The sequence below is a fragment of the Streptomyces sp. NPDC059248 genome, assembly GCF_042753905.1.
Classification (GTDB): Bacteria; Actinomycetota; Actinomycetes; order Streptomycetales; family Streptomycetaceae; genus Streptomyces.
In genome coordinates, this window is record NZ_JBHYZV010000036.1 from 1 (window position 1) to 14840 (window position 14840).

Below are 14840 nucleotides of genomic sequence, written 5' to 3' on the forward strand. Positions count from 1 at the left end.
CGTGGCGCGGAAGATCGCGGCGGTGGCGGAACTGGCCGACCTGGCGGCGACGGTGGGGATCGCGTTGGCGGCGGCGCCGTTCACGATGGGTCTGATTCGACCTAGGATCGCAGGACCGCCCGCATGATCGCCCCGGAAGTCCGCCGGCTGCTCGACACGGCACGCGCCCTCCTGCCTCGCGAGACGGAGTGGAGCATGATGAACTCCGTTCCCGCCGGGCACACGGGTCGCCTGGATCCCTCCCTGCCCGAGACGTACCGCGAGTACCTCGGTGTCGTCGACGGCGGCATCTTCAGCGCGGTGGTCCTGCATGACGCCGGGTACGCCGCCCGGAGCCAGTTCCTCGCGGATACCGTCGACGGCGCCCCGGTCACTCTGGGACAGCAGGACTGGTTCTGTTTCGGCAAGATCAATGAGGACCCGCTCTTCCTGCGGCGCGCCGACGGTACCGTGTGGGGTTTTCCCGACCAGGGTGTCATCTGGTGGCAGAGCGATGTCTTCGAGCAGTGGGGCGACGACCTGAACGCCTTTCTCCGCGACACCGTCTTCGGCTCCGGCTACCGGACCATCAGCGGTACCGAAGACGAGGATCCCTGGTGGCAGGTGCTGCGGGAGATGGGGCGGGTCTGAGGCCGGGGCCGTGCGGGAGGGCGCCCGGCGCGAGGCCGCCTCCGGTGTGTCGCGGACGAACGCCACCACCGAGGGGTCGTAGAGGGCAGCGCGCCATAGGGGTTGTCGGTGTCGGGGAGGAAGGTGGCCTCGCCGTCGAAGAGGAAGATCGGATCCCCGGCCCGCGCGCCGGCTCCCATCCGGTCGGGACGCCGCCTCCTGTGCCGGTCAGAGGCCCGGTGTCGGCGTTCCGGTGCCCGGTGCTACAGTGCCGAACAGGTGCTATCAGAGCATCTGCCGACGAGGGTGGCCGTACCGGTTCCGCGTAAAGACGGCCTCGTTGGAGGCTGAAATGCCGAAGACGCCCGATCCCCTCGACCGCGACGAAGCGGTCACAGCGCGACATGAATCCCCGCACCATGAGCACGGCGACGGTCCGTCGCCTTCCCCTTCGCACTCCCACTCCCACAGTCATGGGCACGCCCACTCGCACAGCGACGCCTTCGCCGCGAAGGAAGGCAAATGGGCGCAGCTGGCCGAGGAGCGGATCTCCCTCTTCCGGCATGACGAGGAGATCCAGCGGGGCCTGGCGCACGGATTGCCCGGGTCCCCGACGCTCGTCGACAAGACGATCCCGACGTTCTCACGCGGTGAACTGCCGCACTTCGCCGGTGAACGGGGGACGTTCCTCAAGTCCCCCTTCCTGGAGGACGTGAACGAGGTCGAGGACGCCGAGGTGGCCGTCTTCGGCGCGCCCCTCGACTCCGGTGCCACCTACCGGCCCGGAGCCCGGTTCGGCCCGCAGGGCATCCGGCGGTCCACGAACCTGTTCGGTACCTACTGCTTCGAGCTGGGCGTCGATCTGCGCGAGCAGCTCAACATGGTCGACATCGGCGACGTGTTCACCATCCCCGGCAATCTGGAGAAGTCGTTCGACCAGATCAGCCAGGCGATGGCGCATGTCTACCAGCGGGGGGTGTTCCCGGTCATCCTGGGCGGTGACCACTCCATCGGATACCCCACCATCCGGGGCATGGCGCCGTACGTCGACGGGAACATCGGGATCATCCACTTCGACCGGCATGTGGACACCCAGGAGACCGATCTCGACGAACGTATGCACACCACGCCGTGGTTCCACGCGACGAACATCAAGAACGCGCCCGCGACCAATCTGGTCCAGGTCGGCATCGGCGGCTGGCAGGCGCCGCGCGCCGGGGTCAAGGTCGGGCGGGAGCGCGGCACCACGGTGATCACGGTGGGCGACGTCGAACGGGTCGGGATCGACAAGGTCGCCGAGATCGCGCTGGAGACGGCGTGGAAGGGTGCCAAGGCGGTCTATCTCTCCTTCGACATCGACGTCATCGACGCGGGCTTCGTCCCCGGCACCGGCTGGCCGGAACCCGGCGGGCTGTTGCCGCGGGAAGCCCTCAACCTCATCAGGAAGATCTCGGCACCCGGCCTCGCCGGACTGGAGGTCGTCGAGTGCGCCCCGCCGTACGACTGGGCGGAACAGACGGCGTTGCTCAGCTCGCGGGTGATCCTGGACTCGCTCGCCGTACTGGTCAAGGAAGGACATCTGGGTCGGAAGGCGGCGGTCAAGGACCGGCACGCGTGGGGGCCGCCGACGGCGCTCTGACAGCGCTCGGACAGCGCTCTGAGGGCGGTGGTCGGCCGGGGTCGTGACCCGATCCCGCCGCCGTGACGTCGGGCGCAGCCCGGCCGGGGTGCCGACGGGCCGGGAGCGGCGATCGCTCCCGGCCCGTGGTCGGCGCGCCGCGTGACCGCGCGATCCGGGGTTCCCCGGTGAACACCCGCGATCCAGCCGGCCGGCGGTGTCGGTGACCTGGACGTCGATTTTGGGGCCGTAGAAGGCGGCTTCTCCCTCGGTGGCTTCGTAGGGCAGTCCTGAGTGGTCGAGGATGTCGGTGAGCTGGATGGCCCGTACCCGGGTCAGTCCGCCGAGTACGCCGGAGAGTTCGGAGCGGTACATGCCGCCGAGTTCGGCGATGCGCAGGGGCAGTTCGCGGTAGCTGTGGGAGCGGGAGCGGTAGATCACGGCGTGGTGGGGGCAGAGGCTGGGGCGCAGGACGATCTGCTCTCCGCCGAGGTCCATCGGGGGGAACATGTCGTCGCTGTAGTGGGCCCAGTGTCCGGAGATCTCGTACAGTTCCCGCTTGCCGAGGACGGGTGAGTACACGTGCTGGTAGCCCGCTCGCCGTTCGGCGGCGCGGATGTACTCCTCGGCACCCGCGCGGCGACCTCACGGTAGGCGCCGTCCAGCGGCGCGGCCCTTGCCGCCGGGTGGGGGAGTTCGGCTCGGGGTGCGGCGCGGACAGTACCGGACGCCGCCGGGAGTCCGTGAGCAAGCCCGTGCCGATCCCGGCGGGCCCGGCCTTCTTGCGCCTCGTCAGGTCCGGCAGCGACTTCGACGCCTTCAGGACTGGCAGGCCCCCGGCTCAGCCGGAGTGTGCTGAGCCGTCGGGGTCCGTGGGGCGAGGGCGTCAGGCGTGGCGGCGGGGGCGGACCGGGGTGTCAGCCGGGCGACCAGTACGGCGAGTACCACGCCGCCCGCGACGGTCAGCGCCGCCCATCCCGGCAATGTGCCGGCGCCGGCGCCCCCGGAGAGCAGGGCGCCCCCCAGCGCCGACCCCGTGGCGGAACCGAGGTACATCGCGGCCATCTGGAGGGCGACGACGGACATGGCCTGCTCGGTGCGGTCCCGGGTGAGCGCCTGTTGCAGGACCGGCACGCTGATCCAGCCGCTCGCACCCCACACCGCGGTGGCGATCAGCCATGCCGCGGGGTCGTCGACGAGCCAGACGACGAGGAGGGAGGCGAGGAGGAAAGCCGGGACGACCGGCATCAGCCGTCGGGGGCCCAGCGTGTCCAGTGGTCTGCCGATCAGGCCGGAACCGAGTACGCCGCCGATGCCCCAGGCCCATACGAGTGCGAAGCCCCAGCCGTCCAGGCCGCTTTCGTCGGCCATCGGCAGCAGATAGGTGTAGAGACCGAGGCTCGCCAGCCCCAGGACGAAGGAGAGCGCGATGCCGAGGGCGACGCGTGGGCTCCTGAGCGCGGCGCCGTTCCCCGAGCGGCGGGAGTCGGGAAGCCGTGGCAGCGTGCCGGAGCGCAGGGCGAGGGCGAGCATACTCAGGACGCCGATGAGCACGACGAAGCCCATCGTCCCGCGCCACCCCACCTGTTCGCCGATCAGCATGCCCAGCGGCACGCCGGCGACGGTCCCGGTGGAAAGGCCGAAGGTGACCATCGCCATCGCGCGCCCGCGCTCGTGGTCCGCCACGAGGGCTCCGGCCGTCGCCGTGGCGACCGCGGTGAGCACGCCGGCCCCCGCGCCCGCGACCACGCGGGAGGCCAGGAAGACACCCAGTGTCGGTGCCAGCGCCGTGGCGAGGTTGCCGAGGTTGAACGTACCGAGCGCGACCAGCAGCCCGGTACGGGTCGACCCGCCGACCAGGACGCGCGAGAGTAACGGGCCCGCAGCCGCGTAGGCGGCTGTGAACGCGGTGACACCCAGTCCGATCGCGCCGGCCGTCGTGGCCAGGGAGCCGGCCATGTCCGGCAGGACACCGGCCAGCACATAGGCGTCGATACCCAGGGAGACCGCGGCGACGACCAGCGGCCAGATCTTTCCGATCACGCGACATCCCCCTCGGCCCCGGCCCCGGCCGCGTCCTCGTAACCGGCCAGGACCGTCCGAACCAGGCCGGGGAACCGGGCCTCGAGGTCCTCGGCGCGCAGCCGGATCAGGCACTTGCGTCCCTCGGCGCGGACGAAGACCACCCCGGACTCCCGCAGCAGGCCGGTGTGATGGGTCAGCGTCGAGCGCGGCAGGTCGGGGCCGAGCTCCAGGCTGTCGACCTCCCCGCGCTCGGTGAGGACGCGGACCATCGTCAGGCGCAGGGGCTCACTGAGCGCGAACAGCACGCGCGGGAGCGCGATCTCAGCCGTATCGGGATGGTGGTACGTGCGGGCAGCCGCCATCGCTGCACTCCAATCGTTCGGGAATTCTCGAACGAATATAGTGCGGGAATTCTCGAACGATCAACCCCCGGCGGCACGGTCTCGCACCGGTGCCCCTGTCGCGCGGGGGTCGCGGGCCGCCCCGCGAACCCGGGGTGGGTGAGGGGTGGTGGTCGAACGGGCCGATCCGTATCCGTCCCGGCCGGTGCTGGCTGGTTTCCGCTGCTCACGGCGGGTGCCCTTGCTCCCGTGGACACGTGCGACCTAGGGTGAATGCGCTTTCATCGTGCATCGGCCCCGGCCCTGCGCGGGACATCCACGAGACAGAAGAAGCGGACGGTCGGTCTGCGTGAGCGCCCCCACTGTGTACGACGTCGCCGAGAAATCCGGCGTCTCCATCGCGACGGTGTCCCGGGTCTACCGGAACCCCGATTCGGTACGCGCCGGGACCCGGGAACGGGTCCTGGAGGCCGCCCGGGAGCTGGGGTACGTACCGAGCGGCAGTGCGCGAGGGCTGGCCAGCCGGGCCACCGGTGTCCTCGGGCTCTGCTTCCCCGACTACGCCGATCCCGACGCCGAGGCGGACGCCGCCGACGCCGATGACGACGACTCCGCCGTGATGCTCTACTCGGACCAGATCATCCGGGGGATGGAGCGCGCCGCCAGGCGCCACGGCTACGCCCTGCTCATCGCGGCGTCCCTGGAAGGCGGGCCCAGAAGCCTGGTGGAGCAGGTCGCCGGACGGGTCGACGGCTTCGCGGTCCTGGCGCGTACCGTGCCCACCGAGGAGTTGGAGATCATCTCGCGGCGGCTGCCGGTGGTCATGCTGGCCGGGCCGCGCGAGATCGACCACCTCGACCACATCGAGGTCGCCAACGCCGAGGGCGAGCGCGAGCTGACCCGTCATCTCGTCCGGGACCACGGACTGCGCCGGCTGGCCTTCGTCGGCGGGGAACGGGACTCGCCGGACGCCGAGGCCAGGTTCGACGGCTTCCGCGAGGCGTGCCGGGACGCGGGGATCGCGGTGGCGGGCGAGCCGGACGTCCGGGTCACGATGATGACCCAGGCCGAAGGGGCGCGGGCGACCGATGCCCTGCTCGACCGGCCGGGACCGCGCCCGGAGGCGTTGCTGTTCGCGAACGACCAGATGGCGATCGGCGCGCTGCACGCCCTGGAGCGCCGGGGTGTCCGGGTGCCAGGCGACATGGCCGTCGTGGGGTTCGACGGCATCCCCCTGAGCCGGATCGTGCGCCCGGCGCTGGCGACGGTCCGGCAGCCGATGCGGCGACTGGGGGAGGAGGCGGTGGATCTGCTCGTCCGCCGGCTCGGCGACCGCTCGCGGGAGCCCGTCTCCTTGATGCTGCCCGTCTCGGTGGCGCGGCGGGGCAGCTGCGGCTGCCCCGTGACGTCTCCCGCCTGAGCCGCCGTACGGCGAATACCCCGCCTCCCGCCCGGCGCCGACCCGCCGGGCGGGAGGCTTTTCCGTCCCCGTGGGGAGGGCGTTCCGCCGCCCATGAGAGCCCCGCATCCGCTGCGGCGGATGCGGGATGCGCCACAGGGGCTTCCGGTTCGCGAACGGCACGATCTAGCGTGCGGAGGAGGCCATTCCGAATGGCCGCGCCGTTACGCAAGCGTTACCTCAAGGGTTCTTGTGGATGTCCGAGGGCTGGCGCAGGGTGATGTATGCGCTTACAGGCAGCGCATACATCACCGGTTTGGGATATGCCGGACGCTCAAGGAGGAGCCCCATGCACCGCACCACCGGATCAGCCTCGGCCGCCCTCGTCCTCGCGGCCCTGCTCTCGCTCTCGGCGTGCGGCGGCTCCGGTGGGTCCCAGGCGGCGGCCGACGAGGAGCAGACACTGACGGTCTGGGCCATGGGCACCGAGGGCGAGAAGCTGGGCGCCGTCGCCGACGCGTACGAGAAGAAGAATCCGCACATCACCGTGAAGGTGACCCCGGTCGGCTGGGACGTGGCCCATCAGAAGCAGGTCTCCGCCGCCGCGGCCGGGAAGCTGCCCGATGTGATGCAGATGGGCAGCACCTTCATGGGCGAGTTCGCCGAACTCGGCGTCCTGGAGCCCGTCGACACCGGCACGTTCCGCAAGGACGACTTCTTCGACGCGTCCTGGGAGAGCAATGTGGTCGACGGCGAGGTCTACGGGGTGCCCTGGTACACCGAGGCCCGTGTGCTGTACTACCGGACCGATCTGGCGCGTCAGGCCGGGATCACGAAGCCGCCGACGACCTGGGCGGAGATGTCGGCGCTCGCCACCGCCTACCAGAAGCAGGCGAAGGCCACCTGGGGCATCTCCCTCCAGCCCTACAACCTCGACGCCTGGCAGACCTGGCTGCCGTTCTTCTACTCGGCCGGCGGCGAGCTGACCAAGGACGGCAAGCCCGCCCTCGACAGCCCCGCCGCGGTCACCGCCCTCGCGGAGTACGGCGCGTACTTCGACAAGGGGCTGTCGAAGAAGAGCGTCCAGCCCGGCTACGACGTGGTCAAGGACTTCGGCAACGGCAGCGTCCCGATGTTCCTGTCCGGCCCCTGGCAGACCACGAACATCGCCGAGAACCAGCCCCAGCTCAAGGGGAAGTGGGCCGTGGCCCCACTGCCCGCCGGGGCCTCGTCCACCTCCTGGGCCGGCGGCTCCAGCCTGGTGATCTCGAAGGACAGTGAGCACAAGGCCGCCGCCGCGGACTTCATCGCCCATCTCGCCGCTCCCGCGACCCAGGCCGACTGGTACGAGCGCACCACCGACCTGCCCGCCAACAAGGCCGCCTGGGAGCAGGGCAAGCTCGCGAGCGACCCGGCGGCCCGGGTCTTCCGCACCCAGCTGGAGAGCGCCAAGGCCATCCCGGCGCTCGCGGAGTGGGCCGAGATCGGGTCGAAGATCGACGCCGCCGTCGAGTCGGTGACCCAGGGCAAGGCCACACCGGAGCAGGCCGCGAAGAAGATGCAGTCCGAGACCGCGCCGCTGGTCGGCTAGAGCATGAGCACCGTCACCGAACCGGCCGCCGGGGCCGCCGCCCCGACGTCCCCGGCCGCGCCCGCGTCCCGCGGCCCCCGGCGCTCCAAGCGGCGGGCGGGCACCCACCATCTGGCGGGCTGGCTGTTCTCCACCCCCTTCCTGGTGCTGTTCGCCGTCTTCATGGCGATGCCGATCCTCGCCACCCTGGCGATGAGCTTCACCGACTTCGGCCTCCGCAATGTCACCGACCCGCTCTCCGCGGAGTTCATCGGCTTCGAGAACTACACCCGGCTCTTCGAGGACGAGAAGTTCCTCCAGGCGCTCTTCAACACGGGGTACTTCGTCGTCGTCGGCGTCCCCCTGACCATCGGCGCGGGACTCGTCGTCGCCGTCCTGCTCAACAACGGCATCGACCGGCTGCGTACCTTCTTCCGGATCGGTTTCTACGCCCCCGTCGTCACCAGCATCGTGGCCATCGCCGTCGTCTGGCGCTTCGTCCTCGACCCGGCCGACGGCCTGGTCGCGGGGATCGCCGCCGAACTGGGCACCACCGCACCCGACTTCCTGGGCTCCGAGACCCTGGCGATGCCGTCCCTCATCGTGATGGCGATCTGGCGGAACCTCGGCACGGTGATGGTCCTCTTCATCGCGGGCCTCCAGGCCATCCCCGCCGAGGTCCGCGAGGCGGCCCGGCTCGACGGCGCCGGTATGTGGCAGGAGTTCCGCTCGATCACCGTTCCGCTGCTGCGGCCCACCCTGCTGTACGCGACCGTGATCACCACCATCGGCTATCTCAACGTCTTCGAGGAACCGTTCGTCATGACGAACGGCGGCCCCTCCAACAGCACTCTCACCGTCTCCTTGAACATGTACCGGGAAGGCTTCAGCTTCTTCCATATGGGCTACGCGAGCGCCATGGCCTATGTGCTGTTCGTCGTGATCATGGCTGTCACGGTGCTCCAGCTGCGTCTGCTGAAGGACAACACGAAATGAGCGGCACCGCCCGGACGAACCGGATGAAGAAGCCCGCCGCCTACCTCCTGCTGGGCGCGGGACTGGTCCTGATGGCTGCCCCCTTCCTCTGGATGGCGCTCTCCGCCTTCAAGACGAAGCCGGACCTGGCCGCCAGCCCCCCGGTGTGGATCCCCACCGAGTGGACCCTCGCCAACTTCCGCGAGCTGCTCGACCTCCTCGACCTGCCCCGCTACTTCCTGAACTCGACCATCGTCGCCACCCTGGTCACCCTCTCCAACCTGGTCTTCTGCTCGATGCTGGGGTACGCCCTGGCCAAGCTGGACTTCGCGGGCCGCAACAAGGTCTTCGCCCTGGTCCTGGGCGCCCTGATGGTGCCCGGGAACCTGATGCTGCTGCCGCTGTTCGTCCTCATGAGCAAGATGCAGCTCATCGATTCCTATGCCGGGCTCGTCCTCCCCTTCGCCGCGGGCGCCTTCGGGGTCTTCCTGATGCGCCAGTTCATGGTGTCGGTCCCGGACGAGCTGCTGGAAGCGGCCCGGCTGGACGGCGCGGGGGAGTGGTACATCTTCTGGCGGATCGTGATGCCGCTGGTGAAGCCGGCGCTCGCGACCCTGGCGATCCTCACCTTCCTCCAGTCGTGGAACAACTTCGTCTGGCCCCTGATCGCCACCAACGACCCCGACAAATACACCCTGCCCGTGGCCCTGGCGACCTTCGCCACCGACCCCAACCGGGCCAACGGTGCCAACGGAGTCCTGATGGCCGGGTCCTTCCTGGTCGTCCTCCCCGTGCTGCTGATCTTCGCCGTGCTCCAGCGGCACTTCACCCAGGGCATCGCCACCGCCGGGCTCAAGTAGCCCGCCGGCCGCGCCTCCGTCCCCCTTCCTTCTCCGGCTCCTTCCCCTGCCACCGGACACCCCGTCCCCGGCGGCGTCCGCCGCCATGCCCCCGACGAAGAGGTCTGTACTGCCATGAGCGACAAGTCCACCGCCCACGCCGACTGGGATTCCCGTATCGGCAAGCCCAGCGACAACCGGATCACCGGGGTCGGAGAACTGCCGCCGCCGGGCGGGCTGCTCGCCGTCGGCGGGACCGGCCATGTCCTGCTGGACTGGGAGCCCGTCGAGGGCGCGCTCGGTTATCTCGTCCACCGGGCCGACCGCGCCGACGGCCCCTACGAGCCCCTCGACCACCTCGGCGGCGATGTGCTCGCCGTCCCGCACCCGCCGTACGCCGACACCCTGGCCGAGCCCGGCCGCGACTACTACTACAAGGTCGCCACCTGGTCCGACGGCGGCGCCGGGCAACAATCCGGCACCGTCACCGGGCGGCCCCGGGCCGCGGGCGACACTCCCGCCCCGGTCGCGGTCGCCGTCGACGCCTCCGCCACGCCCGTCGCGCTCCCCCCGGTATGGAACCGGATGATCGGCGCCGAACACTTCTCCCTGCTGCTGTGGGACGAGCCCGGCCCCGGCGGCTCCGACGTCGCGGCCGAGTACGCCGAGTCCCTGGGCATCGTCCGGGACGAACTCGGGGTACGCACCGTCCGCGCGCACGGCACCTTCCTGCCGGAGACCGTCGCCGTCGGACCCGACGGGTCCTTCGACTTCACCGGCCTCGACGCCGTCTACGACCGCTTCCTCGCCACCGGGCTCAAGCCCGTGGTCGAACTCTCCTTCATGCCGCGGGAACTCACCGCCGACCCCGACTACACCGTCTTCGCCTACCAGGCGCAGGTCTCCGTCCCGGCGGAGTGGGAGCGCTGGGGCGACCTGTGCCGGGACCTCACCGTCCACCTCCAGGACCGCTACGGCCGGGACGAGGTCGCCGGGTGGGAGTTCGAGGTGTGGAACGAGGCCAATCTGGAGGTGTTCTGGAACGGCACCCAGGACGACTACCACCGGCTGTACGAGATCGCCGTCACGGCCGTCAAGGGTGTCGACGAGCGCATCCGCGTCGGCGGACCGTCCTCCGCCGCCGCGGGCTGGGTCGGCGCCCTGCTCGAACACTGCCGTCAGCACGACGTCCCCGTCGACTTCGTCTCCACCCACACCTACGGCAACGCCCCCCTCGACTTCCGCCCCATGACCCGAGGCTTCGCCGAGGCCACCGGCCGGGCCGAGCCCGAGATCCTCTGGACCGAGTGGGGCGTCACCCCGACCCACTTCCACCCCGTCAGCGACTCCGTCTTCGCCGCCCCCTTCGTCCTGCGCGGCATGCGGAGCGCCCTCGACTCCGCCGACTGCCTCGCCTACTGGGTGGCCTCCGACCAGTTCGAGGAGCTGGGCTGGCCGCCCCGCCTCTTCCACGGCGGCTTCGGTCTGCTGACCGTCGGCAATCTGCGCAAGCCGCGCTTCTGGGCGCTGCGGCTGCTGACCCTCCTCCAGGGCGGCCGGATCCCCGCCGTGGCGACCGGGGACGGGGCACAGGCCCTGGTCGAATGCCTGGCCACCAGGGTCGACGACGCCTCCTCCGTCGACGTCCTGCTCTGGAACGGCACCCTCGACCAGTCGAAGATCGGCGGATCGGCCGCCCTCGACCGGACCACGACCGTCACGGTCTCCGGTCTCGAGCCGGGCACGGCCCACTCCGTGACCTCCCACCGCGTCGACGAGGAACACGGCAACATCCAGGCCGTCTGGAACGCCATGGGCGGCGGCGACTGGCCCGACGCCGGACAGTGGGAGGCGCTGCGCGCCGCCGACCGGCTGCCGGATGAGGACCTCGGCACCCACCGGGCCGACGCGGACGGCCGTCTCACCCTCACCGTCGACCTGCCCAACCCGGGCATCCGCCACCTCCACGTCGCCCGCGGCTGACCCGGCCCGCACACCGACCCCGGGGCCGGGCGGCGCGCCCACCACGACCGCCGCACCGCCCGCCCCGGACCGCGCGAGCCACCGGACCCCGACAGCCGACGGCCCCCGTGCCCGCACCCGCACCCACGCCCGCACCCGCGGCCGAGCCCACGCCCGTGCCCCGCGCGCCCGCGGCCGACACCGCGGCCGCCCCCGGCGCCGTACCCCCGTCCGTTTTCTCGCCGCACCCCCGTCCGCACGCCCGCATCCACCCACGGGAGCTGGATCCTCATGGAACGTCTCGACCGTCGCGCACTGCTGACCGCAGCGGGCACCGGGGCCGCCGCCCTCGCCCTGCCCGTGCTGACCGCCCCGACCGCCGCCGCGCAGGCTCCCCGCCGGGGCGGGCAGCAGCCCGGACAGGGCACGGACGGCGGATGGATCACCGAAGCTCCGCATACCTCTGATACACCGCTGCTCCGCACCTGGTTCCGCGACACCTATCACTCGATCGTGGCCATGACGACGGACTTCGGTCTCACCGCCGACAAGGCCGACCTCAGCCGGCCGGGACGCCCCGTCCCCTCCCGCAACACCTCACCCACCAACATCGGCTGCGGCCTGTGGTCCACGGCCGCCGCCGCGGGTCTCGGCGTCATCGACCGCGCCACCCTCCACCGCCGGCTCGACCACATGGTCGGCGCCGTCGAGAAGCTCGACCGCCACCACGGATGGTGGGTCAACTGGTACGACGCCTACGACGGTTCCGTCCTCACCCGCTGGCCCGAGACCGGCGCCCCCGTCCGGCCCTTCCTCTCCTCCGTCGACAACGCCTGGCTCGTCACCGGCCTGAGGATCGCCGCCGACGCGTCCCCCCGGCTGCGCCGCCGTGTCGACCGGATCCTCGCCACCGCCGACTGGTCGTACTTCTACACCCCCTACGACCCCGCCGACCCGGTCGCCGGGCCCGGCCAGCTCCGCGGCGGCTTCTGGACCGACACCGGCGAACCCACGGGACACCACTACGGCGCCCTCAACACCGAGCCCCGGATGGCGAGCTACCTCGGCATCGCCGACGGCTCACTCCCCACCGACCACTACTGGCACCTGCTGCGCACGATGCTCCCCGAGCACGGCCAGGAGCAGCCGCCCGGGGGCGCGTACACCGTCGTCGACGGCGTCCGGGTGTGGAACGGCCACTACACCCACCGCGGCCGCAAGCTCGTCCCGACCTGGGGCGGCTCGATGTTCGAGGCCCTCATGGTGCCCCTCTTCGTCCCCGAACCCGAATGGGCCCGCCGCTCCTGGGGACTGACCCACCGGCGGTACGTCCGCTCCCAGATCGAGCACGGCATGGTGGAGGAGGAGTACGGCTACTGGGGCTTCTCACCGGCGAACATCCCCGACGGCGGATACCGGGAGTACGGCGTGGACGCGCTCGGCATGCAGACCGAGGGCTACCTGTCCGACGGCGTCGTCACCCCGCACGCCGCGATGCTGGCCCTCCCGTACGCCCGCGCCGAGGCGATCGCCAATCTGAAGGCCCTCGCACGGGACTTCGGCGCGTACCACGACGGCTACGGCTTCCGGGACTCGGTCGATGTCCGCACCGGCCGGGTCAGCGACTTCGTCCTCGCCCTCGACCAGGGCATGATCGCGGCCGCGCTCGCCCAGGAACTGCGGCCGGGACTGCTCCAGCGTCCCTTCCGTACCGGCGGCTTCGCCTCCCGTGTCCGGCCGCTGCTGGCCCGGGAGCGTTTCAGTATCTGAGTCCGAACGTCCCGCGCGGCGCCGGCCGCACGGACCGCACCGGACCGTCCCGCCCGGAGCACCCGGGCGGGAGGACGGTCCGACGTGGCGCGGTCTGCCCGGTCAGGCGGCGGAGCCGACCCGGGACGGGCAGGTCCGGCCGAAGAACGCGCCGTATCCCGCCGGCAGCCGGTCGATCGTGCGGGCCGTCAGCACGGGCCCGGCGACCCGGGCGACCGTCGCGCACACGGCCTCGGTGGCCCAGCGCGCCGTCGCGGTCGTCCCACCGGTCCGCTCGGCGACATCCCGGACGAAGGCGGGCGGTACGAGCGGTTCCGCCCCGGCCGCCTCACCGGCGAGTGCCCCGGCTGTCTCACCGGCGAGCGCATCGGCCGCCTCGGGCGGCAGTACGGCGGCGAGCGCCGAACGGTCGGGAGCCGCCAGCTGCCGCCCGAGGGCGGCGAGTACCGGCCTGGTCGCGCGTTCCGCCTGTGCTCTCGTGGCGTACGCGCCGTCGTAGCGGATCCTCTCCAGCATTCCGGCGAAAGCGGGGCTCGTGTGACGGCTGCCCAGGGGCAGGGGCGGGCGCGTGTCCGGCGGGGTGTGTGCGGTCTGGTGCATGACTGACGTGGAACCTCTCCCGTATCGGGTGGTGCTGTGGCGTCACTCGGGTGGACGCACCTACCCCCGTTCCGGGCGCTTACACCAGGAGGGCCACTCCGCGCCATACCCGCGACACATCCGGCCGTGTTCCGTGCCCTCCCCGCCCAGGACGGGCGGCCCGGAGAAACTCGGTGGCCCCCCGTCCCGTCCGGTGGTGAGACTGGCCGGGTGACGCTTCATCAGAACGAGATCCCGGTCGACGAGACGCTGGTCCGGTCGCTGCTGACGGCCCAGCGCCCGGAGTGGGCCGCCCTGCCCCTGTCGCCCGCGGGCGCCGGAACGGACAACACCATGTACCGCCTGGGCGACGACCTGTTGGTGCGCCTTCCGCGCACCCCCGACCACGAGCGGTCCGTACGGAAGGAACAGGAGTGGCTGCCCCGTCTGGCACCCCTTCTGCCCCGACCCGTCCCCGAGCCCGTCCACGCCGGAACGCCCACCGGCGCCTTCCCCCTGGCCTGGTCGGTCTACCGCTGGATCGACGGTGAGGTGGCGGGCCCCGACACCGTCCGGGACTGGGCCGCCTTCGGAGCCGACCTGGCCGCGTTCGTGGCCGGTCTGCACCGCGTCGACCTCATGGGGGCGATCCGCGCCAACGGCCTGGACGGGTACCGCGGCGGCGGCCTGACGCCGTGCGACCCGTGGGTCGGCCGGGCCCTCGACGACTGCCGGAGCTTCGCGGACCCCGGACTGGACGTCGACACCCTGGAACGGCTCTGGCGCGCCGGGCTCGCGCTCCCCGACCCCACCGGACCCCTCGGGTGGCTCCACGGCGACCTCAAGCCCACCAATCTCCTGACCCGGGACGGCGGGCTGCACGCCGTGATCGACTTCGGCGGGCTCTCGGTCGGCTTCCCCGACGCCGAACACGCGGCCGTCTGGGATCTGCCGCCGGCCGCACGGCAGGCGTATTGGGACGCCCTCCGCATCGACGACGCGACGTGGACCCGGGCCCGCGCCTGGGCCGTCGCGGTGGGTGTCAGCGGGCTCTCCTACTACCGGGACACCTTCCCCGCCTTCACCGCCGAGTGCCGGGCCCGCCTCGGGGCGATCCTCGACGACGCGACCGCGCGCTGACCGGCGGGGTACG

The 14840-nt window shown here is 71.6% G+C and carries 12 protein-coding genes, 1 pseudogene and 1 riboswitch; of the genes and pseudogenes, 9 read left to right on the forward strand and 4 right to left on the reverse strand.

The genetic code is table 11. The features are described 5' to 3' along the window. Positions 1 to 123 precede the first annotated feature (123 nt). Both ACFXG1_RS17455 and ACFXG1_RS17460 read left to right on the forward strand, forming a co-directional pair. Complete coding sequence (locus ACFXG1_RS17455) at positions 124 to 630, forward strand: hypothetical protein (protein WP_384710030.1); 507 nt, start codon at positions 124 to 126, stop codon at positions 628 to 630. A 253-nt stretch (positions 631 to 883) separates the two neighbouring features. Beyond that, positions 884 to 950, forward strand: a riboswitch (guanidine-III (ykkC-III) riboswitch). 11 nt (positions 951 to 961) lie between these two features. Then, the gene (locus tag ACFXG1_RS17460; protein WP_384710033.1) at positions 962 to 2248 is read left to right on the forward strand and encodes an agmatinase family protein; all 1287 of its coding nucleotides are present in this window, start codon (positions 962 to 964) and stop codon (positions 2246 to 2248) included. Positions 2249 to 2434: 186 nt separating this feature from the next. Here ACFXG1_RS17460 and ACFXG1_RS17465 read toward each other — a convergent pair. The 3 genes and pseudogenes from ACFXG1_RS17465 to ACFXG1_RS17475 all read right to left on the reverse strand — a co-directional run. Then, positions 2435 to 2854: pseudogene (locus tag ACFXG1_RS17465) on the reverse strand (aminoacyl--tRNA ligase-related protein); the annotation flags it as partial. A gap of 192 nt (positions 2855 to 3046) precedes the next feature. Continuing rightward, positions 3047 to 4270: an MFS transporter gene (locus ACFXG1_RS17470; protein WP_384710036.1), complete on the reverse strand. Its 1224-nt coding sequence runs from the start codon at positions 4268 to 4270 to the stop codon at positions 3047 to 3049. Beyond that, the gene (locus ACFXG1_RS17475; protein ID WP_384710039.1) at positions 4267 to 4614 is read right to left on the reverse strand and encodes an ArsR/SmtB family transcription factor; all 348 of its coding nucleotides are present in this window, start codon (positions 4612 to 4614) and stop codon (positions 4267 to 4269) included. Before ACFXG1_RS17475 ends, ACFXG1_RS17470 begins: the two co-directional genes overlap by 4 nt. A gap of 328 nt (positions 4615 to 4942) precedes the next feature. On the opposite strand from ACFXG1_RS17475, the gene ACFXG1_RS17480 reads away from it, so the two are divergent. From ACFXG1_RS17480 to ACFXG1_RS17505, 6 genes are all read left to right on the forward strand, one after another. After that, positions 4943 to 6013, forward strand: coding sequence for a LacI family DNA-binding transcriptional regulator (locus ACFXG1_RS17480; protein ID WP_384710042.1), 1071 nt, complete (start codon positions 4943 to 4945; stop codon positions 6011 to 6013). A 328-nt stretch (positions 6014 to 6341) separates the two neighbouring features. Then, the gene (locus tag ACFXG1_RS17485) at positions 6342 to 7583 is read left to right on the forward strand and encodes a sugar ABC transporter substrate-binding protein (RefSeq protein WP_384716969.1); all 1242 of its coding nucleotides are present in this window, start codon (positions 6342 to 6344) and stop codon (positions 7581 to 7583) included. Between the two features lie 3 nt (positions 7584 to 7586). Next, positions 7587 to 8558 (forward strand): carbohydrate ABC transporter permease, encoded by a 972-nt coding sequence (locus ACFXG1_RS17490; protein ID WP_384716972.1) that lies wholly within the window; start codon positions 7587 to 7589, stop codon positions 8556 to 8558. Beyond that, the gene (locus ACFXG1_RS17495; protein ID WP_384716975.1) at positions 8555 to 9397 is read left to right on the forward strand and encodes a carbohydrate ABC transporter permease; all 843 of its coding nucleotides are present in this window, start codon (positions 8555 to 8557) and stop codon (positions 9395 to 9397) included. The genes ACFXG1_RS17490 and ACFXG1_RS17495 overlap by 4 nt, the downstream gene beginning before the upstream one ends. 114 nt (positions 9398 to 9511) lie before the next feature. Continuing rightward, on the forward strand, positions 9512 to 11359 hold the full coding sequence (locus ACFXG1_RS17500) for a glycoside hydrolase (RefSeq protein ID WP_384743342.1): 1848 nt from the start codon (positions 9512 to 9514) through the stop codon (positions 11357 to 11359). A 270-nt stretch (positions 11360 to 11629) separates the two neighbouring features. Further along, a complete protein-coding gene (locus ACFXG1_RS17505; RefSeq protein WP_384743345.1) occupies positions 11630 to 13108 on the forward strand; it encodes a glucoamylase family protein in 1479 nt (492 codons plus the stop codon). A 102-nt stretch (positions 13109 to 13210) separates the two neighbouring features. On the opposite strand, the gene ACFXG1_RS17510 is transcribed toward ACFXG1_RS17505, so the two are convergent. Further along, complete coding sequence (locus ACFXG1_RS17510; protein ID WP_384743348.1) at positions 13211 to 13708, reverse strand: DUF2267 domain-containing protein; 498 nt, start codon at positions 13706 to 13708, stop codon at positions 13211 to 13213. Between the two features lie 210 nt (positions 13709 to 13918). On the opposite strand from ACFXG1_RS17510, the gene ACFXG1_RS17515 reads away from it, so the two are divergent. Next, positions 13919 to 14827: an aminoglycoside phosphotransferase family protein gene (locus tag ACFXG1_RS17515; RefSeq protein WP_384743351.1), complete on the forward strand. Its 909-nt coding sequence runs from the start codon at positions 13919 to 13921 to the stop codon at positions 14825 to 14827. The last annotated feature ends 13 nt before the right edge of the window (positions 14828 to 14840 follow it).

Coding starts and splice junctions, on each gene's coding strand:
- ACFXG1_RS17455 (WP_384710030.1), top strand. CDS start 124: ATGATCGCCCCGGAAGTCCGCCGGCTGCTCGACACGGCACGCGCCCTC.
- ACFXG1_RS17505 (WP_384743345.1), top strand. CDS start 11,630: ATGGAACGTCTCGACCGTCGCGCACTGCTGACCGCAGCGGGCACCGGG.
- ACFXG1_RS17475 (WP_384710039.1), bottom strand. CDS start 4,614: ATGGCGGCTGCCCGCACGTACCACCATCCCGATACGGCTGAGATCGCG.
- ACFXG1_RS17460 (WP_384710033.1), top strand. CDS start 962: ATGCCGAAGACGCCCGATCCCCTCGACCGCGACGAAGCGGTCACAGCG.
- ACFXG1_RS17495 (WP_384716975.1), top strand. CDS start 8,555: ATGAGCGGCACCGCCCGGACGAACCGGATGAAGAAGCCCGCCGCCTAC.
- ACFXG1_RS17490 (WP_384716972.1), top strand. CDS start 7,587: ATGAGCACCGTCACCGAACCGGCCGCCGGGGCCGCCGCCCCGACGTCC.
- ACFXG1_RS17485 (WP_384716969.1), top strand. CDS start 6,342: ATGCACCGCACCACCGGATCAGCCTCGGCCGCCCTCGTCCTCGCGGCC.
- ACFXG1_RS17500 (WP_384743342.1), top strand. CDS start 9,512: ATGAGCGACAAGTCCACCGCCCACGCCGACTGGGATTCCCGTATCGGC.
- ACFXG1_RS17510 (WP_384743348.1), bottom strand. CDS start 13,708: ATGCACCAGACCGCACACACCCCGCCGGACACGCGCCCGCCCCTGCCC.